Source organism: Streptomyces sp. NPDC005576, from assembly GCF_042871745.1.
Taxonomy (GTDB): Bacteria; Actinomycetota; Actinomycetes; order Streptomycetales; family Streptomycetaceae; genus Streptomyces.
The window spans coordinates 121,699-146,383 of record NZ_JBIAJC010000012.1 but is presented as its reverse complement, the minus strand read 5'-3'; the positions used below and the strand labels follow the sequence as shown (position 1 = coordinate 146,383).

Below are 24,685 nucleotides of genomic sequence, written 5' to 3'. Positions count from 1 at the left end.
GGCACCGTGACCGACCGGACCCAGGTGATCCACCATGAGCCGACCCGCCCTGCTCGCCCACGACCTCGTCGTCACGCTCGGGAGGCGCCGGGTGCTCGACGGCGTCTCCCTCACCGCCGCCCCCGGCCGCCGCATCGGCCTGATCGGGGAGAACGGTGCCGGCAAGTCCACCCTGCTGAGAATCCTCGCCGGGGTGGACGAACCCGACTCCGGCACCGTCGAGCGCCCCGCCGGCCTCGGATACCTCCACCAGGAGATGCCGTACGAGAGCGGGGCAGCCCTCTCGGACGTACTGGACGACGCCCTCGCCGAATCCCGCGCGGATCTCGACCGGCTCGACCGGCTCGCCCGGGAGATCGCGGCCACCGCGGAGGACACGCCCGGCCACCGCGCCCTCCTCGCCCGGTACGCGGAGTGCCTGGAGCAGGCCGAGGAGCACGAGGCGTGGGACGCCGACCGGCGCGCCGGTCTCGTGCTCGACGGCCTCGGCCTCGGGGCCGTGGCCCACGACCGGGTCCTCGGCTCCCTCTCCGGCGGGCAGCGGGGACGGCTCGCCCTGGCGGCGCTGCTGATCCGCAGGCCCACCGCGCTCCTCCTCGACGAACCCACCAACCACCTGGACGACGAGGCCGCCGCGTTCCTGGAACGGCGGCTCTGCGAGATGCCCGGAGCCGTGGTGGTGGCCGGGCACGACCGGGCCTTCCTCGATGCCGTCTGCACGGACCTGATCGACCTCGATCCCGCCGTACGCGGCCCCGTCCACTACGGCGGTGGCTACACCGCCTACCAGGACCAGCGGCGGGCCGCCCGGGAGAGCTGGCAGCGCCGCTTCGAGGAGGAGGAGAAGGAACTCGCCGACCTGCGCGGCGCGGTGGAGGTCACGGCCCACCGGGTCGCCCCGGACCGGGGGCCGCGCGACAACGAGAAGATGGGATACGGCCACGCCGGAGGACGCGTCCAGAACCAGATCGCCCGCCGGGTGCGCAACGCCGCCCGCCGGCTCGGCGAACTGGAGCGGCAGCGCGTTCCCGCACCGCCGGAGCCGTTGCGCTTCCGTACCCCCGACGAGGAGTCGGCCGGACCGGGCGGACCCGCGGGCGACGCCCCGCTCCTCTCCCTCCGGGACGTCAGGGTTCCCGGACGCCTCGGCCTCGACAGCCTGGAGCTCCACCCCGGCCGGCGCCTGCTGGTGACCGGCCCGAACGGTGCGGGCAAATCGACGCTTCTGGCGGTCCTGGCGGGCGGACTGACGCCGCCCACCGGCCGGGTGCGGCGCCGGGAGGGGCTCCGGACCGGACTGCTGGCCCAGGACACGGTGTTCGAGACACCCGGTCGGACCGTCGCCGAGACGTACGTCCTCGGCCTCGGCGAGGAACGGGCCGAAAGCGTCCCGCTCGCCACGCTCGGGCTCTTCGCCGCACGGGACCTCGACAGCAGGGTCGGGGAACTGTCGGCCGGTCAGCGCCGTCGGCTCGCCCTCGCCCTGCTCGTCGCCGACCCACCGGACCTGCTGCTGCTCGACGAGCCGACCAACCACCTCTCGCCCCGGCTCGCCGACGAGTTGGAGGAAGCGCTCGGCACCGGCCCCGGGAGCGTCGTGGTCGCCAGCCACGACAGGTGGCTCAGGTCCCGGTGGCCGGGGCCGGAACTGTGCCTGCGGGCTCCGGCGGGGGAGCGGACGTGAGGAACGCCGCGTTCGCCCGCGACGGAAACCGGACGCCAGTACGGGAGTGACGGCTGGTGATCGGGTACAAATCGTGGTGATCGTCCGCCCCCGAACGAGGAGAACCGATGGTGCACGCACGGGCCGGCAAACCGGCAGAATCCGACGACCTGGTCGACGTGGCACGGCTGGTGACTGCCTACTACGCCCTCCACCCCGACCCGGCCGAGCCCGGCCAGCGGGTGGCCTTCGGCACGTCCGGGCACCGCGGTTCCTCGCTCGGGACCGCGTTCAACGAGGACCACATCGCCGCCACGACCCAGGCGATCTGCGAGTACCGCACCCGGCAGGGCACGGACGGGCCGCTCTTCCTCGGCGCGGACACCCACGCGCTGTCGGAGCCCGCACGGGTCACCGCCCTGGAGGTGCTCGCCGCGAACGGTGCCGCCGTCCTCATCGACTCCGAGGACGGCTACACGCCGACCCCGGCGGTCTCGCACGCCATCCTGACGTACAACCGCGGCCGGACCGGAGGACTGGCCGACGGGATCGTCGTCACCCCGTCGCACAACCCGCCCGCCGACGGTGGGTTCAAGTACAACCCGCCCAACGGCGGACCGGCCGGCTCGGACGCCACCTCCTGGATCCAGGACCGCGCCAACGAACTCATCGCGGGCGGCCTCAAGGAGGTGCGCCGCGTTCCGTACGCACGCGCGCTGGCCGCCGGGACGACCGGGCGCCACGACTTCCTCGGCGGGTACGTCGCCGACCTGCCGTCCGTACTGAACCTGGACGCGATCCGCGACGCGGGCATCCGGATCGGAGCCGACCCGCTCGGCGGCGCGTCCGTCGGCTACTGGGGCCGCATCGCGGAGACCCACCGCATCGACCTCACGGTGGTCAACCCGCTCGCCGACCCGACCTGGCGGTTCATGACGCTGGACTGGGACGGCAAGATCCGGATGGACTGCTCCTCGCCGTACGCCATGGCCTCGCTCATCGCCCAGCGGGACGCGTACGCCATCTCCACCGGCAACGACGCCGACGCCGACCGGCACGGCATCGTCACCCCGGACGGCGGGCTGATGAACCCCAACCACTACCTGGCCGTCGCCATCCAGTACCTCTACACCCACCGCGACGGCTGGCCCGCCGGGACCGGCATCGGCAAGACGCTCGTCTCCTCCTCGATGATCGACCGGGTCGCCGCCGACCTCGGCCGTCCGCTGGTGGAGGTCCCGGTCGGCTTCAAGTGGTTCGTGGACGGCCTCTTCGACGGCAGTCTCGGTTTCGGCGGCGAGGAGTCGGCCGGTGCCTCGTTCCTGCGGCGCGACGGCCAGGTGTGGACCACCGACAAGGACGGCATCCTGCTCGCCCTGCTGGCCTCCGAGATCACCGCCGTCACGGGCTCCACCCCGTCCCAGCACTACGCGGAGCTCACCACCCGCTTCGGTGACCCCGCCTACGCCCGCGTCGACGCCCCCGCCACCCGGGAAGAGAAGGCCGTACTCGCCAAGCTCTCGCCCGAGCAGGTCACGGCCGACACCCTGGCGGGCGAGGCCATCACCGCCGTCCTCACCGAGGCGCCGGGCAACGGCGCGGCCATCGGCGGCCTCAAGGTCTGCACCGACAGCGCCTGGTTCGCCGCCCGCCCCTCCGGCACCGAGGACGTGTACAAGGTGTACGCGGAGAGCTTCCAGGGCCCCGACCACCTGAGCCGGGTGCAGGACGAGGCCCGCGCCCTGGTCTCGACCGTCCTGGGCGCCGCGGGCTGACCCCGCACCGACCCCACGTGCGCGGCCGGGCCCGGGGATACCGGCACCCGGCCGCGCAGCGGCCCGTGTCCAGGGCCTGTACGGGGTTGGGTCGCGGCGTCGCGGGGCCGGGCACGCGCGCTCCGGCGCCTTTCGCTCGCATGCACCCGGCCCCGCTCCTTCTTCCGCCTTCCGCGCGACAACCCCACACAGCCCCTAGGTCCGCGGATGACGGGCCGCACCTTCTGGGCGCCGGGCCCCGAAGGGGCCGTCCGCGGCGAAGGCGAGCGCCGCGAAGCGCTCGCCCATAAGGCGGTGGGTCGCGGCGTCGGGGTGGAGCTGGTCGGGGAGTGGCAGCTCGTCCGCGTCGGCGGAGCCGTAGAGCGCCCGGCCGTCGAGGTGGTGCAGATGCGGGTCGTCGGCGGACCGCTGTTCGACGATCCTGGCCAGCTCCCTCCGTACGACGTTCAGCGTCAGCTTCCCGCCCGCGGTCTCGGCCGCGTCACCCATGGCGACGAATGTCAGTTGCCCCGTACTCAGGCGGGACAGGTCCGGTGCGCTCGGGCCCGGGGTGTCCTCGTGGATCGGGCACAGGATCGGTGAGACCAGAAGCAGGGGCGTGGTGGGGTGGCCCTCGCGGATCGTGTCGAGGAAGCCGTGGACGGCGGGGGTGAAGGCGCGCAGACGCATCGCGTCGGTGTTGACCAGGTTGATGCCGATCTTCAGGCTGATCAGATCGGCGGGGGTGTCCCGCAGGGTGCGCGCGGTGAACGGGTCGAGCAGGGCGCTTCCGGCCAGACCCAGGTTGATCAGCTCCGCGCCGCCGAGGCGCGCGGCGAGCGCCGGCCAGATGGCACTGGGGCTCGCGGCGTCGGAACCGTGGCTGATCGAGCTCCCGTGGTGCAGCCACACCGGCCGGCCCCGGTCCGGCGCCGGCTCGACGGGGGCGTCGGTGCGCAGGGCGACGAGTTCGGTGGTCTCGTTGTGGGGGAGCCAGATCTCGATGTCCTTGTCGCCCCCGGGCAGGTCGGCGAAGCGGATCGTGGCGACCGGCCCCGGCCGGTGCTCGGCCGCTCCGGTGGCCATGTCGACGATCACGGTGTTGCCGGTGGACGCGGTGGCCCGGCCCGCCGGACGGCCGTCGACGAGCAGGTCGTACACACCGTCCGGGCGCGGCGGCGCACCCGCGTAGGCCCGCTTGGTGGGCAGGGTGTCCAGCTCCAGGGCGGTCGCCTTCGTGCGGAAGGTAAGCCGGACTCCGGACGGCTGGGACTCGGCCGAGGCCAGCTGGGGGTCGGCGTACTGGGCGCGGGCCCATGCCGGCAGCCGGTGCGGGAGGACACCGTGCACGGTGTCCTCCAGATCGAGGGCGCCCCGCAGGAGTGCGGCGGTGAGGGGCGTGGTGATCCAGCGGTGCGGGGTGCTCGGAGGAGTGCTCAAGGTGCTCAGCCCGTCGGTCGGATGGCGGAAGTCGGGTGTCGGAGGGCAGATGCCGTCGTGCCGAGCGTGGCGGACGCCGCGCACGGCACGACGGCTCAGGGAGCGGACCAGTTCCTCAGGAGCGCGTCGAGCCGGTCCAGGGTCCAGGTCCAGCTCTCCTGCGAGTCGGGAGCGGAGTGGCTGAAGCCCCCCGCCGACTCCAGACTGACGTATCCGTGGAACACGCTGCCCAGGAGGCGGACGGCGTGCGTCTGGTCCGGTTCCGTCAGGTCGTAGCCCCGCAGGACGGCCCGTGTCATGCGCGCGTGCCGGGGCCCCGCGCTCGCGGCCGCCGTCTCCGGATCGAGCCTGAGCTGGGCGGCGGCATAGCGGCCGGGGTGGTCACGGGCGTAGCCGCGGTAGACGTCGGCGAAGGCGGTCAGCGCATCCCGCCCGGCCCTGCCCGCCAGGGCGGAGGCGGCGCGGTCGGCCATCTCCTCCAGAGCGAGCAGGGCGATCCGCGTCCTGAGTTCCTGAGAGTTCTTCAGGTGCGAGTACAGACTCGCGACCTTGACGTCGAACAACCGGGCGAGTGCCGAGAGCGTCACCTGGTCAAAACCGGCGGTGTCGGCCATGTCCGCCCCCGCCCGGACCAGTCGCTCCGTGGTGAGCCCCGCGCGTGCCATGACCGTCCTCTCCCGTGCCTGAACTACATAATCATTTGCCTATAGGATTTAGGTAAATTAGCATACCGTGCATGAATCCGCTGAGTGAGCAAGAGATCCGCGCCGCGTTCGTGAACTGCACCAAGGGCGAGGCCAAGCGCCTGGCGGTCCCGCGCGACCTGGCGGACCGTGACTGGACGGACCTGGACTTCCTCGGTTGGCGCGACCCCCAGGCGCCCGACCGCGCCTACCTCGTCACGGAGTCGCAGGGCCGTCCGAAGGCCATCGTGATGCGCTGCCCCGGCGCGGTGCCCGGCCGGCAGCGGAGGAGCATGTGCTCGATGTGCCTGACCGCCCACACCGGCGGTGTCTCGCTGATGGTCGCGCCGAAGGCGGGCAAGGCCGGACAGCAGGGCAACTCGGTGGGCGCCTACCTCTGCAGCGACCTCTCCTGCTCCCTGTACGTGCGGGGCAAGAAGGACGCGGGTCCGGGCGCCCGGCTGCAGGAGTCGCTCACCCTGGAGGAGAAGATCCAGCGGACCGTGGCGAACCTCGCCGCGTTCCTCGCCCATGTGACGGAGTGAGAGGGGTGACGGACGAGGGTCGGCGCGGTGGTGTGAGGGCCCGTGCGGGCGGTGCTCAGGTGGTGCGCGCTCAGGCGGTGTCGGCCCCCTGCCGGGCGACCCGGCGGGCCCACAGCACCAGGGGAATCTGGAGCGGAACACGCGCGTAGGCGATGCCGCGCTGCGGAGCCGGGCGGTGGCGCCAGTCGACCGCCATCTTCACGTTGGCCGGGAGTACGCCCACGAAGAACGCGGCGGCACCGAGTGCGGCGGCACGGCGGGTGCGCGGGGCGAGAAGGCCTGCTGCGAGGGCGAGTTCGACTCCGGCGCTCGCATACGTCCAGGTGCGGGGGCTGCCCGGCAGGACGCTCGGGACCAGCGAGTCGAAGGGGCGTGGCGCCGCGAGGTGCAGTGCGCCCGCACCGGCCAGCAGACCGGCCAGGGCGACGGCGGAACGGTGGGTCATGGGCGGGTACCTCCTGCGGGGCGCGATTTCCCGGAGGACCGATCCTAGGCTGTGGCTGAGGGGTGCCCCGCGTGAACGCACCCGGCCCGTGCCGCTCCGGGGCCCCTACCGCTCTCAGGCGCCGGGGACCGTCTGGTGCACCTGGCGCAGGAAGGCCGCGTTGTCGGGCGTCCGGCGGACCTTGTCCAGTACGGCTTCGAGGGCGGCCCGGCTGTCCCGGCCGAGCAGTGCGCGCCGCAGTCCGCGCATCGCCGTCAACTCCTCCTCGGAGAGCAGGAGTTCTTCCCGCCGCGTGCCGGAGGAGGCGATGTCCACCGCAGGGAAGATGCGGCGGTCGGCCAGCGCGCGGTCCAGGCGGAGCTCCATGTTGCCGGTGCCCTTGAGCTCCTCGAAGAAGAAGTCGTCGGCGCGCGAGCCGGTTTCGACCAGGGCTGTCGCCAGGATGGTCAGCGAGCCGCCCTCCTCGGTCAGCCGCGCCGCGCCGAACAGCTTCTTGGGGCCGCTGAGCGCGGCCGCGTCGACGCCACCGCTCAGCGTGCGACCGCCGGGGCCGGCCGCGTTGTTGAAGGCCCGGCAGAGACGGGTGAGCGAGTCGAGGAGGATGACGACGTCCTGCCCCTGCTCGACGAGTCGCTTGGCCCGCTCCACGGCGAGAGTGGCCAGGGCGATGTGCTCCTTCGCCGGGCGGTCGAAGGTGGAGGCGAGCACGTCGCCCCGCACCGACCGGCGCATGTCCGTCACCTCTTCGGGGCGTTCGTCGAGCAGCACCACCATGAGATGGCACTCCGGGTGGTTCGCCGCGACGGCTGCCGCGAGCTGCTGGAGCAGCACCGTCTTGCCGGTCTTCGGCGGGGCGACGATCAGGCCGCGCTGCCCCTTGCCGACCGGGGCGATCAGATCGACCAGGCGTGGCGCGGGCCCGCCCGCACGGGTTTCCAGGCGCAGCCGGTCCCGGGGGTGCAACGGTGTCAGGTCGTGGAAGTGCGGGCGCGAGCGAAGGGCCTGCGGGGGCAGTCCGTTGACGAGGTCGACGACGGTGAGTGCGCCCGGCCGGTCGCAGCCGCCCGTCACCAAGTCGCCCTTGCGCAGGCCGTACCGGCCGATCAGGGCGGCGGGGACGCGGACGTCGCCGGGGGCGGGATGCCCGTGCGGACCGCGCAGCAGCCCGTGACCGCCGTCCGAGATGTCGAGAACACCGGCGGCGGCGACGGGCGCGTGCTGGGCGTGTACGGGGCGTTCGAGTGTGGTGGTCACGAGGAATGTCCTTTCGGGGACGGAAGAGTGTGCGGGCCCGGTGCGGGCGGCCTGGAGGCGGTGCTCACACGCCTCGGCGTGCACCGCGCGGACCCTCGTCCCGGTGAGCGAAGACCGGGGATCGCGTCGTGCCGTGTGGGTCACGGGTACGGCGGACCGGTTCGACGCGCGCGGGAGAAAGGGAGAAGTGCGAGTGTTCTGGAGTGAGCTGAATCGCGGGCCGTGAATCGACAGGTGCGACAGCGATGAAAGCGAAGAGGAAGGGCACCGGTGTCCCGACGGGGACGTCCGCGAGTGCTGTTTCGGACAGTACCACGGCGAGCGGCCGGAGGGAACAGGGTTTCCGGCTCGGCGGGTGGGCCTGAAAGTGCGGGGAAGTTCCGGCGGCGGGAACGGCATGCCACGGACCCCCGAGCCGCCGGCTCGCCCGCCCGCGGTCCCCACGGCGCTGTACGGGCCGTCAGAACCCGTCGTTCCGGGTCGCCGGATACGACGCCGTCATCCGCGCCCGGAGCCGCCCCGGAACGCCGCGAGGATCTCCTCGGCGGCGAGTGTGGCCGTCAGAGCACCCTCACGGACCCGCCGTTCCAGCTCGGGCGCGCGCGCCCGTACGTCCGGATGGGAACGCAGGCTCTCCAGCAGCTCGTCCCGGACCATGCTCCACGTCCAGTCCACCTGCTGTTCGCTCCGCTTCGCCGCGAGACGCCCCGTCGAGTCCAGCAGCGTGCGGTGCTGCTCCAGGCTCTCCCACACCGTGTCCAGGCCCGTCGCCTCACGGGCGCTGCAGGTGAGGACCGGCGGGGTCCACGCGGCGTCGGCGGGGTGCATCAGCCGCAGGGCGCCCGAGAGTTCGCGCGCGGCCGAGCGGGCCTCACGCTCGTGCGGACCGTCCGCCTTGTTCACGGTGATGACGTCCGCCAGCTCCAGGACGCCCTTCTTGATGCCCTGGAGCTGGTCGCCCGTGCGCGCCAGGGTGAGCAGCAGGAAGGTGTCGACCATGCGCGCGACCGCGGTCTCCGACTGGCCGACGCCGACCGTCTCCACCAGCACCACGTCGTACCCCGCCGCCTCCATCACCACGATGGACTCACGGGTCGCCTTCGCCACCCCGCCCAGCGTGCCGGCGGAAGGGGAGGGGCGGACGAACGCGCGCGGGTCCACGGAGAGCCGCTCCATCCGGGTCTTGTCGCCCAGGATGGAGCCGCCGGTACGGGTGGACGACGGGTCCACGGCGAGCACCGCGACCCGGTGCCCCAGTCCCGTCAGCAAGGTGCCGAGCGCGTCGATGAAGGTCGATTTCCCGACCCCGGGCACCCCGCTGATCCCGATCCGCCGGGCCCGGCCGGCGTGCGGCAGCAGCCTGCTCAGCAACTCCTGGGCGAGCACGCGGTGGTCGGGGCGGGAGGACTCGACGAGGGTGATGGCGCGCGCGACGAACGCGCGCTTCCCGTCGAGCACTCCCTTGGCGTAACTCTCGATGTCGATCGTCGGGGCCATGAGGATCAGCGGCTCACAGCTCGTGGCCGAGCGCCGCGCCGAGCCGCCGCACCAGGTCGTACGCGGCGTCCGGGATGACCGTGCCCGGCGGGAAGACCGCGGTGGCACCCGCCTCGTGCAGGGCCTCGACGTCCTGCGGGGGGATCACTCCGCCCACCACGACCATGATGTCCTCGCGCCCCTCGGCCGCCAGCTCCTCCCGCAGTGCGGGGACGAGCGTGAGGTGCCCCGCGGCCAGCGACGAGACGCCCACGATGTGCACGTCCGCCTCGACCGCCTGACGTGCCACCTCGGCGGGCGTCTGGAACAGCGGGCCGACGTCCACGTCGAAGCCCAGGTCGGCGAAGGCCGACGCGATCACCTTCTGGCCGCGGTCGTGGCCGTCCTGGCCCATCTTCGCCACCAGGATGCGCGGGCGACGGCCCTCCGCCTCCTCGAAGTCGTCGACCAGCTTGCGGGTGCGGTCCACCGACGGGGACTCTCCTGCCTCTTTGCGGTACACCCCGGAGATCGTACGGATCTGCCCGGCGTGCCTCCCGTACACCTTCTCCAGCGCGTCCGAGATCTCGCCCACGGTGGCCATGGCGCGTGCCGCGTCCACCGCCAGCGCCAGCAGGTTGCCCTCCAGATCGGCGCCCGGTGCGCGTCCCGCCGCCTCCGTCAGCGCGCGCAGCGCGTCCTGGCACGCGGTCTCGTCCCGCTCCGCACGCAGCCGCCGCAGCTTCTCGATCTGCTGGGTGCGCACGGAGGAGTTGTCGACCGAACGCACGTCGATCTTCTCGTCCGTCTCCACGCGGTACTTGTTGACCCCGATGACCGGCTGGCGGCCCGAGTCGATGCGCGCCTGGGTCCGGGCGGCGGCCTCCTCGATCCTCAGCTTGGGGATGCCCGCGTCGATGGCCTTCGCCATGCCGCCGGCCGCCTCCACCTCCTCGATGTGCTGCCAGGCACGCCGCGCCAGGTCGTGGGTGAGCTTCTCCACGTACGCGCTGCCGCCCCACGGGTCGATGACCCGCCCGGTGCCGGACTCCTGCTGGAGGAGGAGCTGCGTGTTGCGGGCGATGCGCGCCGAGAAGTCCGTCGGCAGCGCGAGTGCCTCGTCCAGCGCGTTGGTGTGCAGCGACTGCGTGTGCCCCTGGGTGGCGGCCATCGCCTCGACACAGGTGCGGGTGACGTTGTTGAAGACGTCCTGCGCGGTCAGCGACCAGCCGGAGGTCTGCGAATGGGTACGCAGTGAAAGGGACTTGGGGTTCTTCGGCTCGAACTCCCTTACCAGCTTGGCCCAGAGCAGCCGGGCCGCCCGGAGCTTCGCGATCTCCATGAAGAAGTTCATGCCGATCGCCCAGAAGAACGACAGCCGGGGCGCGAACGCGTCCACGTCCAGCCCGGCGTCACGCCCGGCCCGCAGGTACTCCACCCCGTCCGCGAGGGTGTACGCCAGCTCCAAGTCGGCCGTCGCCCCGGCCTCCTGGATGTGATAGCCGGAGATGGAGATGGAGTTGTAGCGCGGCATCTTCCGCGAGGTGTACGCGAAGATGTCCGAGATGATCCGCATGGAGGGGCCCGGCGGATAGATGTAGGTGTTGCGGACCATGAACTCCTTGAGGATGTCGTTCTGGATGGTCCCGGCCAGTTTCTCGGGCGGTACGCCCTGTTCCTCGGCGGCCACGATGTACAGCGCCAGCACGGGCAGCACGGCGCCGTTCATCGTCATCGACACCGACATCCGGTCCAGCGGGATGCCGTCGAAAAGCTGGCGCATGTCCAGGATCGAGTCGATCGCCACGCCCGCCATGCCGACGTCACCGGTCACCCGGGGGTGGTCGCTGTCGTACCCCCGGTGCGTGGGCAGGTCGAAGGCGACCGAGAGCCCTTTCTGACCGGCCGCGAGGTTGCGCCGGTAGAAGGCGTTCGACTCCTCGGCGGTGGAGAACCCGGCGTACTGACGGATCGTCCACGGCTGGTTGACGTACATCGTCGGGTAGGGGCCGCGCAGGTACGGGGCGATGCCCGGGAAGGTGTCGAGGAAGTCGACGCCCTCCAGATCGGCCTCGGTGTACAGCGGCTTGACGGTGATGCCCTCGGGGGTCTCCCAGAGCAGGTCGTCCACGGAACTGCCGGTCGACTCCTTGACCGCGGCCCGCCAGCGGTCGGCCGAGGGCGCCGGGGAAGCGTCCGCGACGAGCGGGACGGCGGAGAAGTCGGGGACGGGGCCGGCGGCGGCCCCTGGAGTCCCGGCGGCTTCGGGGATCTCGGGGTTCTGCATCACGCCACTCCCAGTCGGTCGAGTTCAAAGGAGAGCACGGCGACGGCGTCGCAGCCGGCGAAGAGGTACGAGTCGACTCCGTCCACCTCACCCGGACGGCCGGCGAGCAGCACCCGGCTCGCTCCGGCGGCCACGAGCGCCGCGGCCACCCCCGCTGCCTCCTGCGCGTACACCGCGTCCGACGAGCAGAGGCAGGCGATCGACGCGCCGGACGCGGCGAAGGCGTCGGCGGCCGTCGCCGCGTCCACGGTGACCGGCCGGTGGACCGTCTCGATGCCGCCGGCCTGGAAGAGGTTGGCGGCGAAGGAAGCGCGGGCCGTGTGTGCCGCCGCGGGACCGAGGGCCGCCAGGAAGACCTTCGGACGGGCACCGGTGGCGGCCAGATGGTCGTCCGACCGCTTCCGCAGCGCCTCGAACGCCTCGTCGCGGCGGACCTTCGGCAGGCCTCCGGAGGGGGCGGCGGCCGCCTCTTCGCGCTCCACCGGGGGCTCGGCCAGATGCGGGAACTCGCTGACCCCCGTCACCGGCTCCTTGCGGCGCGCGAGGTCACGGGAGCGCTTTCGCCAGGTGGCGGCGAGCCGGTCGGCGACCAGACCCGAGGCGGTGGCCGCCTCCACGCCGCCCGCCCGCTCGATCTCCTGGAAGAAGGCCCAGGCGGCGACGGCCACATCCTCGGTGAGGCGCTCCACGTACCAGGAGCCGCCCGCCGGGTCGACGACACGGGCCAGGTGTGACTCCTCCATCAGGATGGTGGAGGTGTTCCGGGCGATCCGCCGGGCGAAGGCGTCGGGGATGCCCAGCGCCTCGTCGAAGGGGAGGACGGTCACGGCGTCCGCGCCGCCGACCCCGGCACCCAGACTGGCCAGCGTCGTGCGGAGCATGTTCACCCAGGGGTCGCGCCGCGTCATCATCACCGAAGAGGTCACCGCGTGCTGCCGCTGCGCACCCGCGCCCGGCGCCCCGCAGGCCTGCGCGACACGCGCCCACAGCCGGCGCGCGGCCCGCAGCTTGGCGATCGTCAGGAACTGGTCGGCGGTCGCGGCGTACCGGAACTCCAGCTGCGAGCAGGCCACCTCGACGGACATCCCGGCAGCGGTCAGCGCCCGCAGGTACGCCACCCCCGTGGCGAGCGAGAGGCCCAGCTCCTGGGCGGCGCCGCCACCGGCCTCGTGGTACGGCAGCGCGTCCACGCTCAGCGCACGCAGCCCCGGATACGCCTCGGCGCACCTGCCGGCCCACTCGACCGCGGTGGTGAGGTCGGGGGTGCCACCCGTTCGGGCGGACCCGCCCAGCGGATCGATGCCGAGGCCGCCGCGTACGGCTTCCGGGGCGACACCCCGGTCCGCGTACAGGCGCACGAGCTCCGCCGACGCCGCGCCGGAGTCGTCCCCGGCGTCGAGGACGAGCGGCGCGAGGTCGAGGAGGACGCCGTCCAGCGCCCGGTCCAGGCCGGACACCGGTACGCCTCCGGGGCCGCCGACACCGAGCCACAACGAGGTGACGCCGTTCTCCAGATCCGCGAGCAGCGCCTCGTTGAGCCGGGCCGGATCGGTCAGTGCGTGGCGCTGCCGTACGCCCCAGCCGCCCGCCGCGTTCCCGGCGGGTGTGCCACCCCGGGTGAAGGGCGCGAAACCTGGCAGACCGGCGGAGGGCGCGCTGTCCCGGGAGGTGTACAGGGGGCGGGTGGTGAGCCCGTCCTCCAGCGTCGTGGACAGGGCTTCCAGAGCGGCCTCACCCGTGACGTCCTTGCCCGACTTGCGCAGCACGCCCTCGACGAGGGACTGCCACTGGCCCGGGGAGGCATCAGCGAATTCGGCGGCCAGGGGGAGCCCGTCAGCAGGCAGGACCGTCATGCCCAGATGCTAGGGCAGTCCGGCGGGGGACCAGGAGAGGGAGCCGCTGTGACCTATCCCTCTCCGGTGCGCGTCCGGGCGCACACGCAGCGTGTCGCGACGCGTCCGCGACCCCGGCCGGATGATCCGGGACGCCCGCGGGATCACTGCGGGGCGACGGGCAGCCGGCAGGTGGTCCCCCGTCCGGCCCACGGAGCGGGCACCGCGTCCCGCGGAGAGGCGGGCTACCGCGAGCGCGGCGGCGGACCCCGGGTACGGAGGTGAGGACCGGTCGGCGATCCCGGATCGGACCGGGCGTCGCGCGCGGGTGGCGCCCTTCCTCGCGGGCGGCGTGCGCGTGCCGTCCTCGGCATCGAAAGTGCCGGTCCACTCCGGCGCTTTCCGTTGTCCATTCGCCTCTGACGTGCGACGTTGATACCACATGCGCAAAATGTCGGGAAAGAGGCAGTTCATCGTGCAGACCGCCCGGGCCGTCCCAGCCACCACCGTCGTCAATCTGCGGGATCTGGGCGGCATCGCCCTGGGCCACGGCCGGCGGGTGCGGCAGGGGATCCTCCTGCGTTCGGGCCAGCTGAGTGAACTCGATCCGGAACACGACATGGCGGTCGCCGCGCTCGGCGTCCGTACGGTCGTGGACCTGCGCACCGCCGACGAACGCCACTGGGCCCCGGACCGGCTGCCCCCGAGGGCCCGGCTCTTCGTGGCCGACGTGCTGGGCGGCAATCCGGGTGTCGCCCCCGCCCGGCTCAGGGCCCTGCTCGCCGATCCGGCCGCCGCGGAGGAGGCGCTGGGCGGCGGGAGGGCGGAGGAGGTGTTCGCGCAGACGTACCGCCAGATGGTGCTCTCTCCGGGAGCCGCGGCGGCCTACCGCGCGTTCCTGGAGACGGCGGCGGACGCGGCGGCCCGGCCGGTGCTCTTCCACTGCACCGCGGGAAAGGACCGTACGGGCTGGGCCACCGCGGTACTGCTGATGATCCTGGGGGCGCCCCAGGAGTCCGTCCGGGCCGAGTTCCTCGCGGTGAACCCCGCCGTACGCCTCGCCTTCGCCCCCTCGGTACAGCGCTTCCTCGACGCGGGCGGCGACCCGGCCATCGCCTCCGCCGTCATCGAGGCGCGGCCCCGCTATCTGGACGTCGCGCTCGACGCGATGGAGGAGCGGTGGGGCGGCCTCGACGGCTATGTGAGCAGCGGGCTGAGACTGCCGGAGCCCGTGGTGGAGCGACTGCGCGGGGAGCTGACCGCCCCGGTCGGCGTACCGGTGTAGGCGCGGGTGACGGGGAATGCCTGAAGGGCCGGGAGGTACGCGGACGGTGTGTCCGTGTACCTCCCGGCCCTTCGTGGCCCGGCGGGAACTGCCCGGCGGTAATGGCCCGGGGTGTCGCGGGCCGCGGCCGGGTCAGACCTTCAGCAGCCGGTCGGTGAGGTCGCGGTAGCGCTGGAGCACGATCCGCAGCTGCTCCGTCCGCTCGCCGCCGCGCTCGCCCGCGCCCTCCGGACCCTCCGCGGAGCGCAGCGCGGAGCTCCGCTCGGAGAGCGCCTTGACCAGGTTCTCGGTGACGGCGTCCAGGGTGGCACCGGCCTCGCGGACGGCGCGCTGCGGGTCCTCCACGAAGTCGCTGACCGCGTCCCGCATCCGCCGTTCCAGCTCCTCGCGGTCGGTCCCCGCGAGGAGCGCCCCGTCATGGCCCCGGCCGTTCGTGCCGGCGGCGGAGGTGCCGGCGGTCTCGCGGCGCGTTCCGGTGGCGGCCGTTCCGTCGCGTTCCGTGCCCGCCTTCGCCCCGAGGGCGCCGGAGGACACTGTGCGGTCCGCGTCCGCGGTGCCCGTGCGGTCGCCGCGGTCGGTGTGCGCTGCGTCCGTCGCGTTCGATGCATCCGCCGCGTGCGGGGTAGCCGTACGGTCCGCGCGCTCCGTGTCGTCCGTGCGCTCGGCACGGTCCGTCGCGAGGTCGCGGCCGAGGCGGTGGGCGGGGCTCCCGTCGGCGGGCGCGGTCTCCGCTCCCGCCGGCTTCCCCGGAGCCGTCTTCGTCCCGGCGGAGGAGGCCGTACCAGCCGTCCTCGGGGCGGGTACGGACGTGGCGCCCGCGGCACTCTCCCCGGCCGGTGCGGTCCGGGTCCGGTCGGAGGTCCCGGCAGCAGGCGCCGCCGAGCGTGCCGTGTCGTCCGTGCCGGCCGTGCGGTCGGTGTCGTTCGTGCGGCGGGCGTCTGCCGCCCCGTCGATCCGCTCGTCGTTCGTCGAAGATCCAAAAGTCATGACGTCACACTTCCCTTCGCGTGGTGCTGCTTGTCCGTGTCCGTGCGGTCCCGCTCGACCCGTTCGGTGGTCCGGTTCCCGAGCAGCGCGTCGAAGAGTGCGCGGGCCTCGACGAGGTCCTGGCGCAGCTCCTCCGTGCCCCCCGAACCGTCGCGTGCGGTGTGCACCCGGCGGTAGGCGTCGACGTGCGCGCCGTGGTGGACCGACAGTGCCTCCGCGCGGTCCTCGGCGCTGCCCGCCTCCGGGAAACCGCGCTCGCGGGAGAGCTCGTCGAGGAGGTCACCGGCCTCGGCGACCGCGTCCTCGGGAGTGTCGACGAACCGCTCCTGCACCTGGGTCCAGCGCGCCGTGTACCGCTCGCGGGCCTCCGCCGACAGCGGCCGCGTGCTGATCGAGCCGTGCCGCTTCACCCGTTCCGCGAGCTCCTGCTCGGCGAGCTTGGTGTCGCCCCGGTGGCGGGCGAGCACCCGGTCGTACTCGGGCCCGAAGCGGCGCTTGAGCCCGGTGCCGCCGGTCGCCCGGCCGCGCAGAAGGAGCCAACCGGCGATCGCCGCGAGGACGACGACGCCGATGATGATCAGTACGGTCGTCATGATCGAGTCTCCCGCCGTTCGCTGTCCGGTACGCAGTTCTCTCGCACGGTCGTCAACTCCCTCCGATCCGGGCTCCGGCCGGTTGATCCGGCCGAGCGGGGTGCGTGGAGTCGTGTACCCCCGACCGGCCGTTCGAGACAGCGCCGTCCGGACGGAGGACCCGGGTATCGTGGAAGTGCCCTGGCGGCGTACGGAAGAAGAGGTGTGCCGTGACCGAACGGAAGCCCCCTGGCGTCAGCTTCGACTCGTGGGTGGACCGGCAGATCCACGAGGCCGAGCAGCGTGGCGACTTCGCGTCCCTGCCGGGCTTCGGCAAGCCGCTTCCCGGACTCGGACGCAGCTACGACGAGGACTGGTGGATCAAGGAGAAGATGCAGCGCGAGGGGGTGTCGGTCCTGCCGCCCGCCCTCGCGCTGCGCAAGGAGGTGGAGGACGTCCGTCAAGCGATCACCGAGGCGGTCTCCGAGCGCCGGGTGCGGGAACTGCTCGACGCGATCAACGAGAAGATCGACGCGGCCGTACGCATGCCTCCGCCCGGACCCCCGCTCAACCTCGGGCGCCTCGACGTCGGGAAGACGGTCGCTGAATGGCGTGCGGCGCGGGCCGCGGACGGGGACCGGCCCGCCTGACGCGGACGCGGTACCGCGCCGCCCGGCGTGTCAGGGGAGCAGGGTCAGCCGCGCGCGTACCTCCTCCTTCCCCAGGCACTGTGCGACGGCGAACAGGTCGGGGCTGCGCTTCGCACCGGTGAGGCAGACGCGGACCACGTTGGCGACCTGGCTCGGGGGCCCGGCGTAGCGCGTCGGATCCTGGCGCCAGACCGCGTTGGCCGGGGCGAATCCGTGGAGTTCCGCCACCACGCGCAGCTGGCCGATCCAATCCGTGGCGTCGTCCGTGTGCTGGTAGCCGGCGGCGAAATCCCCGACGATGCGGCGCACCAGCGCCGGGTCCAGCCCGCCGAACCGTTCGTCCTCGGCCGCCGGGCGCGGCGGGGCCGAATCGGGGAGGAGGAAACCGAACCGGTCGCGGAATTCCGACCAGCGGGTCAGGTCCTTGCGCGGCCGCGTGCCGGGGCCCTGCACGACGGCGACCGCCCGGTGGGTGCGCGGGGGGTCCCGGGTGAGGGCGCCGTGCAGTTCGATGTCGTGCGCGGCCGCCCAGGCGGTCAACTGGGCCGACACCTCCTGCGTGGTGAGGGCGGCGATGTGCTCCCGGCTGATCTGGTTCAGCTTGGGCAGGTCGACCAGTGGTCCCGAGGGGCGCATCTCCCCGATGCGTACGGGCGCGCCGGCGGCGCGCGCGGTGGGTACGTCCATCAGCCGGGCGTTGGCGAGTCCGTACAGGTAGTGCCGTACGGCCCGGGGCGGGTAGCCGGTCGCGAGGTAGAACTCGACGGACGCCTCGGGGTCCTTGCGCTTGCTCAGCTTCCGCCTGCTGGAGCCCTCCGTCTTCATCAGCGGGGCGAGGTGCGCGTATCTGGGTACCGCGAAGCCGAGCGCGGTGTGCAGTTGGAGGTGGAGCGGTGTGGAGGAGAGCCACTCCTCGCCCCGTACGACCAGCGTCACCCCCATCAGACTGTCGTCGACGACGTGGGCCAGGTGGTAGGTGGGAAGGGGAAGGGGGCCCGGCTCGCCGGAGGACTTGAGCAGGACGACGTCGTTGCCGTTGTCCTGCATCACCACCGGGCCGCGGATCTCGTCCTCGAAGCGCACCCGCCCGGGGAACTCGTGCGGGCAGCGGAACCGGACCACGTAGGGCGAACCGTCGGCGAGCCGTCGCGCGACCTCGTCGTCCGGGAGCGAGCGGCAGGCCGCCCACTTCCCGTAGTACCCGAGGGGCGACCGGGAAGCGCGCTGCGCCTCGGCGTTGGCCGCAAGCCGGTCCTTGGCGCAGAAGCAGAGGTAGGCCACGCCGCGGCGCAGGAGATCGCGCACATGGCTGAGGTAGATCTCGCGCCGCTCCGACTGGAGGTACGGGCCCCACCCGCCGGAGCCGCCGGACGGCTCCCCGGCGCCGGGGCCCTCGTCGGGGGAGAGGTCGAACGCCCGGAGCAGACGGACGAACGACTGCGCGGCTCCGGCCACCTCGCGGGACTGGTCGGTGTCCTCGACCCGCAGCAGATGCACCCCGCCCGTCTGCCGTGCCAGCGCGTGGGACACCGCGGCGGTGTAGAGACCGCCGATGTGCAGGACGCCCGTGGGGCTCGGGGCGAACCGGGTCACCTCGGCGCCCGCGGGAAGCCCGCGCGACGGGTAGCGGCGCCGACAGTCGGACGGTTCGGGCAGGTCCTGCGGGAACAGCGCGTTGATGACGGATTGGTCGGGCACGGTGGACTCCCTCCGGGTCGCCCCAACCGTAGGGGGGCGACGGGAGGGTTCCGGAGGACCGGAGGCAGGTCCCTGCGGGACCCCGAACCCTCTCAGGGCGTGATGTGCCTCACAGTGACGTGGGAGAGCAGCGTCCTCAGCAGGCCGGGAAAACGTCGCTCCAAGTCGTCCTCGCGGAGCGAGATGTAGCAGCGGGTCCCCTCGGGGCGGGAAGCGGTGAGCCCGGACTCGCGAAGAATCTTGTTGTGGTGGCTGAGCGTGGATTTCGGCACTTCACCGGAGAGCTGTTCCCCCACGGACAGCTCACCGGATGAGCTCAGTTCGGTGACCATGGCGAGCCTGGTGGGGTCGCTGAGTGCGAACAGGATCCGGTGCAGTTCGAGTTCGTCGACGGGAGGCGTGGGATAGGTGCGCACCCCCTCAGGATTCCACGCGAGGAGCGGGACATGCCGAGCCCGTGCACTAAGGTCCAAGGAACTAGTTACATAGAACAATGTTGAAGGGGCCTCGACGGGCCCGGGAGAAGGGGGGCGCGCATGGCAGGAGCCTTACGCCGCGTGCCGGTGCTCGCGTTCGGCGCGTTCGCCACGGGCATGGACGCCTACGTCATGGCAGGGCTGCTCGGCGCGATCGGACACGACCTGGGGGTGTCCGTATCCCGAGCGGGCCAGTGCGTCACCGTCTTCACGGTCTGCTACGCCCTCTCCGCCCCCGTGCTCTCCGCCGTACTCGCCCGCTTACCCGGGCGCACCGTCCTGGTGGCCGCGCTGTCGGTCTTCACCCTCGCCAACGCCGGGAGTGCGCTGGCCGACTCCTACCCCCTCCTGCTCGCCTGCCGGGCCGTCGCCGGCGCGGGCGCCGGCCTGTTCGGCCCCAACGCGGCCACCGCAGCCGCCGCGTTGGTCCCGGCCCGGCAGCGCGGACGCGCCCTCTCCCTCGTGCTCGGCGGAATGAGCGGCGGCACGGTGCTCGGTGTCCCGCTCGGCCTCCTGCTCGCCGAAGGACACGGGTGGCGGGCAGCCCTGTGGCTGGTGACCGCCGTCGGCGCGGCGGCGTGCGTCGCCGTCGCCGCCCTGCTGCCCCGTACCCACGGCGGTAAGGCGCCGACCCTGCGGGCCCGGCTGACCCAACTGGCCCGCGCCAGGGTCGCCCTGGTCATCGGCACGACCTTCTTCCAGACGGTGGCGAGCCTGGGTCTCTACACCTACCTGCAGCCGGTCCTGCACGCTGTCGCGGGCATCGACCGGCCCACCGTCCCGCTGTGGATCTGGGGCATCGGCGGGGTGTGCGGCAGCCTGCTCGCCGGCACGTTCGCCGACCGCGTCCGCACCCCCGCACCGCTCTCCGCCGCCCTGCTGGCCTCACTGGGCATCACCCTGGCCGTGCTCCCCTGGGCCGGTGCGGCCCCCGGCCTCGTCCTGCTGCCGCTGCTGCTCTGGGGCGCGGTGGGCTGGGCCTTCGTGGTGCCCCAGCAGCACCGCCTCATCGCGGACGACGCACCCGGCGGGGCTGCCGTCGCCCTGAACAGCTCAGCCACCTACCTGGGCGGCTCCGTCGGGTCCGCCCTCGGCGGTCTGGCCCTCGCCGCCGGCGCCGGCGCGCGCTGGCTTCCGGCCGGCGCCGCCGCGATCGCCCTCGCGGGGCTCCTCCCGCACTTCCTCGCCCAGCGCTCGGCGGAGTCCGACCCGTCCGACCGCTCCTCCACCCCGACGAAGGGAACCAGCCATGAAGATCGGTGTGAATCTCCCGAACTACGGCCCTGAGGCCTCGCCCGACCACCTGGTGGAGTGGGCCCGCCGGATCGAGAGCGCCGGCTACCACTACGTCATGCTCTCCGACCACGTGGCCCTCACCCCGGAGGTCCAGAACCTCTTTCCCGCACCGTTCTACGATCCGCTGACCACACTGGCCTACCTGGCGTCCGCCACCGACCGCATCGGCCTGGGCACGACCGTCGCAATCCTTCCGTACCGCCACCCCGTGCACACCGCCCGGGTCGTCGCCAACATCGACCGCTTCAGCAACGGACGGATGACCTTCGGCGCCGCGGCCGGCTGGGCCGCCCGCGAGTTCGCCGTGCTCGGTGTCCCCTACCGCAGGAGAGGCGCCATCAGCGACGAGTACCTCGCTGCGATGAAGGCGTGCTGGGCGGACGAGGTCGCCTCGTTCGACGGCGAACACGTCTCCTTCCGGCAGATCCACACCGGCCCACTGCCCGTCCAGCGCCCCGGGCCGCCGGTCTGGGTGGGCGGCCACAGCTACGGGGCACTGCGCCGGGCCGTACGCCTGGGGGATGCCTGGCACCCCACGTCCGTCTCCGCGGACTGGCTCCTCGGCGTGGGCCTGCCCTCCCTCCGCCAGGTGGCCGAGAACGAGGAGAGGCCCGTCCCGGCGCTCGCCCCGCGGATCAAGTTGCGCCTCACGGAACGCCCCCTGAGCGACGCCCGGGTGCTCGGTGAGGGGTCTCTCGCGCAGATCCGCGACGACCTGGCGCTGCTCGCCGACGCCGGTGCGCAGTCCGTGATCCTCGACCCCACCTATCCCGGCGAACACCGGGAACAGGGGCGCACCGACCGCGACATCGAGGTTCTTGAAATGTTTGTGAACGAAGTCATCGATGTAAAAAGTGGTGACCTATTGTGAGGCTGCGGTGACCGAACCTGCGTCGCTGCCCATGGTCCGACCGTCGGGAACAGGGGGTTACGCAGTCATGATCGACCTGCGCAAATTACGGGTGCTCCGCGAACTGAGCCGGGCCGGCACCATCGGCGGGGCGGCCCAGGCCCTGCACCTCACACCACAGGCCGTCTCCCAGCAGATCACCACCCTCGGCAAGGAGTTGGGCGTCCAGCTCACCGAGCCCGTGGGGCGCCGCCTGCGGCTCACCTCCGCCGCCCGGATCGTGCTGCGGCACGCCGACGTCATGTTCGAGCAGGTCGAGCAGATGCGGGCGGACCTGGCCGCCCACCACGGCGGCGAACGCGGCCAGGTGGCGGTGGCAGGATTCTCGACCACGCTTTCGGCACTGATCCTGCCCGCGGTCGCACTTCTGAAGAAGGAACGGCCGATGCTGCGCATGGTGCTGACCGAGGCCGACCCGCCGGAGAGCTTCGCCATGCTGCACCGCGGCGAGACCGACGTGGTGATCTCCGCCGACACGGTGCGCAGCCCGGGGGAGGAGGGCCCCCGATTCCACCGGGAGCCGCTCTGCGAAGACCCGTTCGACGTGGCGCTGCCGGAGGGACACCGGCACGCCGACCGCTCCCCGCTCCGACTCGCGGACCTGGCGGACGAGACCTGGATCTTCGCCACCACCGGGATGTGCCACGACATCGGGGTGGCGGCGTGCACGGCCGCCGGGTTCGTCCCGCAGGACTCCCACGCCATCGGCGACTGGGACGCCACCCTGGCCGCCGTACAACTCGGTCTGGGCGTGGCCCTGATCCCCCGGCTGGCCAGCCCCGCCGCCCGCCCCGGGGTGACCGTGCGGGCCTTCACCGAGGCTCCGCCCAGCCGCAGTGTCTTCGCCGCCGTCCGTGAGGGCAGTCAGGCCTCGCCGGAGATCGTCGCCGTGCTGGACGCGCTGCGCGAGGTCGCCACCGGTGCCGTGCGGCGCCGGCGCGTCTCCGCGGTGGTCTCCGCCGCCTGATCGTCCACATTTCCTTACCGGTACCCGCCATCAGACGTGGATGGACCCCGAAGGAAACGGCTGCCAAGCTGAGGCCGGTTCCTTTCCCTGGCGCATCACGCCAATTCCCCTGACGCATTCTGTCCCGGAGGGCGGGCATTTCCATGTCCAGAGCAACCTACGCGCGGCTCGCCGCTTTGAGCCTGATCTGGGGCTCGGTATTTCTGTGGATCAAGATTTCCGGCTACGGATTCTCTCCCGCCCAGATGGTGCTCATCCGGCTGGCACTCGGTGCCGCCGTGATCCTCGCGATCGCCCGTGCCAAGGGACTGCGTCTCCCCAGGGGCGCCTCGATCTGGGGGCACATCACGGTGGCGGCCCTGCTGGGCAACGCCATCCCCTGGACCCTCTACGCCGAAGGTGAGCGCACCGGCTCCAGCGGTGTGGCCGCGGTGGTCAACGGCAGCGCGCCGATCTGGACTCTGGCCGCCGCCCTGCTGCTCACCACCGAGAAGCGCGTCACGGGCGCCAAGGCGGCCGGCGTGTTGCTCGGCCTCGCAGGGACCGCGCTGATCGCCTCGCCGTGGAACGGAGCGGGTACGGGCAGCGGGTCGAGCATCCTCTGTTTCTTCCTCGGCTCCATCAGCTTCGGCGCCAGCTTCGCCTACATGGGCAAGTTCCTGGTCGGCCGGGGTATTCCCCCCCTGGTGCTGGCCGGCGGCCAGCTCACCGTCGCCACCGGCATCCTGGTCGTCGCCTTTCCCTTCCTCGGGCTCCAGGCCGTCACCTGGCGCACCGACTCGGTGATCTCCGTGATCATCCTCGGGGTGGTGTGCACCGGCGCCGCGGCCCTGCTCAACTTCGAACTCATCATCAAGGACGGGGCGACGGTGGCGTCCACCGTCACTTATCTGATGACCGCCGTCGCTGTCGTGCTCGGCGCCCTCGTCCTGGACGAACCCCTGGGCTGGACGGTCTGGGTGGGAGCCGCGGCAGTCCTGGCGGCCACCGGACTCCTGCGCCGCAAGCCCCGTACGGAGCCCGCCCCGGTGGAGCCCGTCGCTCCGCGGGTCGGCAGCACCACCGCCGAATCGTAAGCCTGGAGCGCGCGAAAAGCCTTCACCGGGCGAAAACCCGTGTGCCCGGCCGCAATGGAGCGGCCGGACGCACGGTTTCGTCATGTGCGGAGGGAGTTTTGTCAACGGTGTATGAACATCCGGAAACAGCCGGACAGCACGCGCGAAAGAGATCTGATACCTCATCCGCCGCGAGGGAGAAGAGACATGGCGTTCATCGTCGAAATGGAATTCAGGGAAGGCGAAGGAGCCCGCGTCCGAGTCGGTGAGGCGCACCGCTCCTACTGGAAGAGGATGGCGGAACGCGGCATTCTGCTCGGCGGTGGGCCCTGGCGGGACGGCAGCGGCGAGCTCCTCCTGTGCGAGGCGCGTGACCGTGCCTCCCTGCTGCGGATCGTCTACTCGTCCCCGTACGTCCAGGCACAGATCGCCACCGGCATCAAGATCAGGGAATGGGACGCCGACATGGGGCACGTGGTCCTGGCGGCCCTGGAACGCACCCCCACGGCCTACGGACCCCTCGGTGTCGTCCGCGTGGGAAGCGAACCACCCGCGCCCCGGCAGCCCGGGAAGGCCGGCGCCCGGCGCCCGGCGATCCAGGACGGTCTGACCGCGCACGAACGCCGCATCGCGACCCTCATGCTGGACGGCATGACGAACAAGCAGATCGCGGAGAGGTTCACCGTGTCGACCCGGGCCGTCGAACTGCACATCACGCGGATCTACCGGAAGCTCGAAATCCGTCGTCGCGCACAGCTGGCCACTGTCCTCAACCGTGCCGCACCCGGTTTCTGATGCACGGCGGCTACGTATCTCCGTAGTGTCCCGGGTGTGCGTCCGGGGATATTTTCGGTGCAGTCGGGACAGTTCTCAGTCCACGTCGAATGAGATATCAGGGGATCTGCCATGCCGCTTGTCGAAATCACCGCCCCCTCGGGCTTGCTTCCCGGACCGGCCCTGCCCGCAGTGCAGAAGGACGTGGCCGAGGCGGTCCTGAAGTGGATGGGGCTGCCACAAACAGATTTCTTTTCGGGCGCTACCTGGGTGTACGTCCGTGAAACCGAAAAAGGTGGTGCGGCGACCGGTATCCCGGGGGTCGAGCCCGGATTTCTCGTCGTCGTGACTCCGCTGGGGGGATTCCTCGATCCCGAACGGAACGAGTCGCTGGCCACGGAGATCACCTGGATCCTGCAGGCGGCGGCCGGTGGTGAGCCCGTCGTCTGGACCTTGGTGAACGAGATACCCGAGGGTTTCTGGGCCGTGAACGGCTCCCTCACCCGGCGGGCGAAGATCGATGAACTGATAGCGCGGACGGCTGCCCCGTAGGCGAGCTGGGGCGTATTTCGCCGAACGGGTCCTGTGTTCACACCCCGGCTCGTCAGAATGGTGTGACGCGCATACCGCTCCCGG

General features: G+C 72.2%; 22 protein-coding genes. 11 read left to right on the top strand and 11 right to left on the bottom strand.

Annotation, left to right across the window (positions count from 1 at the left end):
• Positions 1–34 precede the first annotated feature (34 nt).
• Positions 35–1,684: an ABC-F family ATP-binding cassette domain-containing protein gene (locus ACFYPN_RS22565; protein ID WP_358757813.1), complete on the top strand. Its 1,650-nt coding sequence runs from the start codon at positions 35–37 to the stop codon at positions 1,682–1,684.
• Between the two features lie 107 nt (positions 1,685–1,791).
• Positions 1,792–3,438: a phosphoglucomutase (alpha-D-glucose-1,6-bisphosphate-dependent) gene (gene pgm, locus ACFYPN_RS22560; RefSeq protein WP_389300487.1), complete on the top strand. Its 1,647-nt coding sequence runs from the start codon at positions 1,792–1,794 to the stop codon at positions 3,436–3,438.
• A gap of 195 nt (positions 3,439–3,633) precedes the next feature.
• On the opposite strand, the gene ACFYPN_RS22555 is transcribed toward pgm, so the two are convergent.
• Together ACFYPN_RS22555 and ACFYPN_RS22550 are read right to left on the bottom strand one after the other, a co-directional pair.
• A complete protein-coding gene (locus tag ACFYPN_RS22555; RefSeq protein ID WP_389300484.1) occupies positions 3,634–4,857 on the bottom strand; it encodes a GDSL-type esterase/lipase family protein in 1,224 nt (407 codons plus the stop codon).
• A 95-nt stretch (positions 4,858–4,952) separates the two neighbouring features.
• Positions 4,953–5,522, bottom strand: a complete 570-nt coding sequence (locus tag ACFYPN_RS22550; RefSeq protein ID WP_358757819.1) for a TetR/AcrR family transcriptional regulator — start codon at positions 5,520–5,522, stop codon at positions 4,953–4,955.
• A 71-nt stretch (positions 5,523–5,593) separates the two neighbouring features.
• On the opposite strand from ACFYPN_RS22550, the gene ACFYPN_RS22545 reads away from it, so the two are divergent.
• On the top strand, positions 5,594–6,085 hold the full coding sequence (locus ACFYPN_RS22545) for an FBP domain-containing protein (RefSeq protein WP_358757820.1): 492 nt from the start codon (positions 5,594–5,596) through the stop codon (positions 6,083–6,085).
• A gap of 70 nt (positions 6,086–6,155) precedes the next feature.
• Here the strand turns inward: ACFYPN_RS22545 and ACFYPN_RS22540 are convergent, their stop codons facing one another.
• From ACFYPN_RS22540 to ACFYPN_RS22520, 5 genes are all read right to left on the bottom strand, one after another.
• On the bottom strand, positions 6,156–6,530 hold the full coding sequence (locus tag ACFYPN_RS22540; protein WP_389300481.1) for a hypothetical protein: 375 nt from the start codon (positions 6,528–6,530) through the stop codon (positions 6,156–6,158).
• A 114-nt stretch (positions 6,531–6,644) separates the two neighbouring features.
• Positions 6,645–7,784 carry a transcription termination factor Rho gene (gene rho, locus ACFYPN_RS22535; RefSeq protein ID WP_358757824.1) on the bottom strand — a complete coding sequence of 380 codons (1,140 nt, stop codon included), beginning with the start codon at positions 7,782–7,784 and terminating at the stop codon, positions 6,645–6,647.
• Between the two features lie 498 nt (positions 7,785–8,282).
• The gene (meaB, locus tag ACFYPN_RS22530) at positions 8,283–9,281 is read right to left on the bottom strand and encodes a methylmalonyl Co-A mutase-associated GTPase MeaB (RefSeq protein WP_358757825.1); all 999 of its coding nucleotides are present in this window, start codon (positions 9,279–9,281) and stop codon (positions 8,283–8,285) included.
• A gap of 13 nt (positions 9,282–9,294) precedes the next feature.
• Positions 9,295–11,547, bottom strand: coding sequence for a methylmalonyl-CoA mutase (scpA, locus tag ACFYPN_RS22525; RefSeq protein WP_389300477.1), 2,253 nt, complete (start codon positions 11,545–11,547; stop codon positions 9,295–9,297).
• Entirely contained in the window at positions 11,547–13,400 is a 1,854-nt protein-coding gene (locus tag ACFYPN_RS22520; protein ID WP_389300474.1) for a methylmalonyl-CoA mutase family protein, read from the bottom strand. The genes scpA and ACFYPN_RS22520 overlap by 1 nt, the downstream gene beginning before the upstream one ends.
• A 454-nt stretch (positions 13,401–13,854) precedes the next feature.
• Between ACFYPN_RS22520 and ACFYPN_RS22515 the strand changes: the two genes are divergently transcribed.
• Positions 13,855–14,664, top strand: coding sequence for a tyrosine-protein phosphatase (locus ACFYPN_RS22515; protein ID WP_358757892.1), 810 nt, complete (start codon positions 13,855–13,857; stop codon positions 14,662–14,664).
• 132 nt (positions 14,665–14,796) lie between these two features.
• On the opposite strand, the gene ACFYPN_RS22510 is transcribed toward ACFYPN_RS22515, so the two are convergent.
• Together ACFYPN_RS22510 and ACFYPN_RS22505 are read right to left on the bottom strand one after the other, a co-directional pair.
• Positions 14,797–15,651, bottom strand: coding sequence for a hypothetical protein (locus ACFYPN_RS22510; RefSeq protein WP_389300471.1), 855 nt, complete (start codon positions 15,649–15,651; stop codon positions 14,797–14,799).
• The gene (locus tag ACFYPN_RS22505; RefSeq protein WP_358757833.1) at positions 15,648–16,244 is read right to left on the bottom strand and encodes a hypothetical protein; all 597 of its coding nucleotides are present in this window, start codon (positions 16,242–16,244) and stop codon (positions 15,648–15,650) included. The genes ACFYPN_RS22510 and ACFYPN_RS22505 overlap by 4 nt, the downstream gene beginning before the upstream one ends.
• A gap of 209 nt (positions 16,245–16,453) precedes the next feature.
• On the opposite strand from ACFYPN_RS22505, the gene ACFYPN_RS22500 reads away from it, so the two are divergent.
• A complete protein-coding gene (locus ACFYPN_RS22500) occupies positions 16,454–16,873 on the top strand; it encodes a DUF1992 domain-containing protein (protein ID WP_389300468.1) in 420 nt (139 codons plus the stop codon).
• A gap of 30 nt (positions 16,874–16,903) precedes the next feature.
• Here ACFYPN_RS22500 and ACFYPN_RS22495 read toward each other — a convergent pair whose 3' ends face one another.
• Entirely contained in the window at positions 16,904–18,571 is a 1,668-nt protein-coding gene (locus tag ACFYPN_RS22495) for a glutamate--tRNA ligase (RefSeq protein WP_358757837.1), read from the bottom strand.
• Between the two features lie 92 nt (positions 18,572–18,663).
• Complete coding sequence (locus ACFYPN_RS22490) at positions 18,664–18,987, bottom strand: ArsR/SmtB family transcription factor (protein WP_389300465.1); 324 nt, start codon at positions 18,985–18,987, stop codon at positions 18,664–18,666.
• 120 nt (positions 18,988–19,107) lie between these two features.
• Between ACFYPN_RS22490 and ACFYPN_RS22485 the strand changes: the two genes are divergently transcribed.
• From ACFYPN_RS22485 to ACFYPN_RS22460, 6 genes are all read left to right on the top strand, one after another.
• The gene (locus ACFYPN_RS22485; RefSeq protein WP_389300462.1) at positions 19,108–20,334 is read left to right on the top strand and encodes an MFS transporter; all 1,227 of its coding nucleotides are present in this window, start codon (positions 19,108–19,110) and stop codon (positions 20,332–20,334) included.
• The gene (locus ACFYPN_RS22480; RefSeq protein ID WP_358757842.1) at positions 20,297–21,214 is read left to right on the top strand and encodes a TIGR03619 family F420-dependent LLM class oxidoreductase; all 918 of its coding nucleotides are present in this window, start codon (positions 20,297–20,299) and stop codon (positions 21,212–21,214) included. Before ACFYPN_RS22485 ends, ACFYPN_RS22480 begins: the two co-directional genes overlap by 38 nt.
• Positions 21,215–21,281: 67 nt before the next feature.
• Positions 21,282–22,220 (top strand): LysR substrate-binding domain-containing protein, encoded by a 939-nt coding sequence (locus ACFYPN_RS22475; RefSeq protein WP_358757843.1) that lies wholly within the window; start codon positions 21,282–21,284, stop codon positions 22,218–22,220.
• A gap of 143 nt (positions 22,221–22,363) precedes the next feature.
• Positions 22,364–23,296 (top strand): DMT family transporter, encoded by a 933-nt coding sequence (locus ACFYPN_RS22470; protein WP_389300457.1) that lies wholly within the window; start codon positions 22,364–22,366, stop codon positions 23,294–23,296.
• 186 nt (positions 23,297–23,482) lie between these two features.
• Entirely contained in the window at positions 23,483–24,070 is a 588-nt protein-coding gene (locus ACFYPN_RS22465; RefSeq protein ID WP_389300454.1) for a LuxR C-terminal-related transcriptional regulator, read from the top strand.
• Between the two features lie 111 nt (positions 24,071–24,181).
• Positions 24,182–24,601: a hypothetical protein gene (locus tag ACFYPN_RS22460; RefSeq protein ID WP_358757849.1), complete on the top strand. Its 420-nt coding sequence runs from the start codon at positions 24,182–24,184 to the stop codon at positions 24,599–24,601.
• Positions 24,602–24,685: the final 84 nt, after the last annotated feature.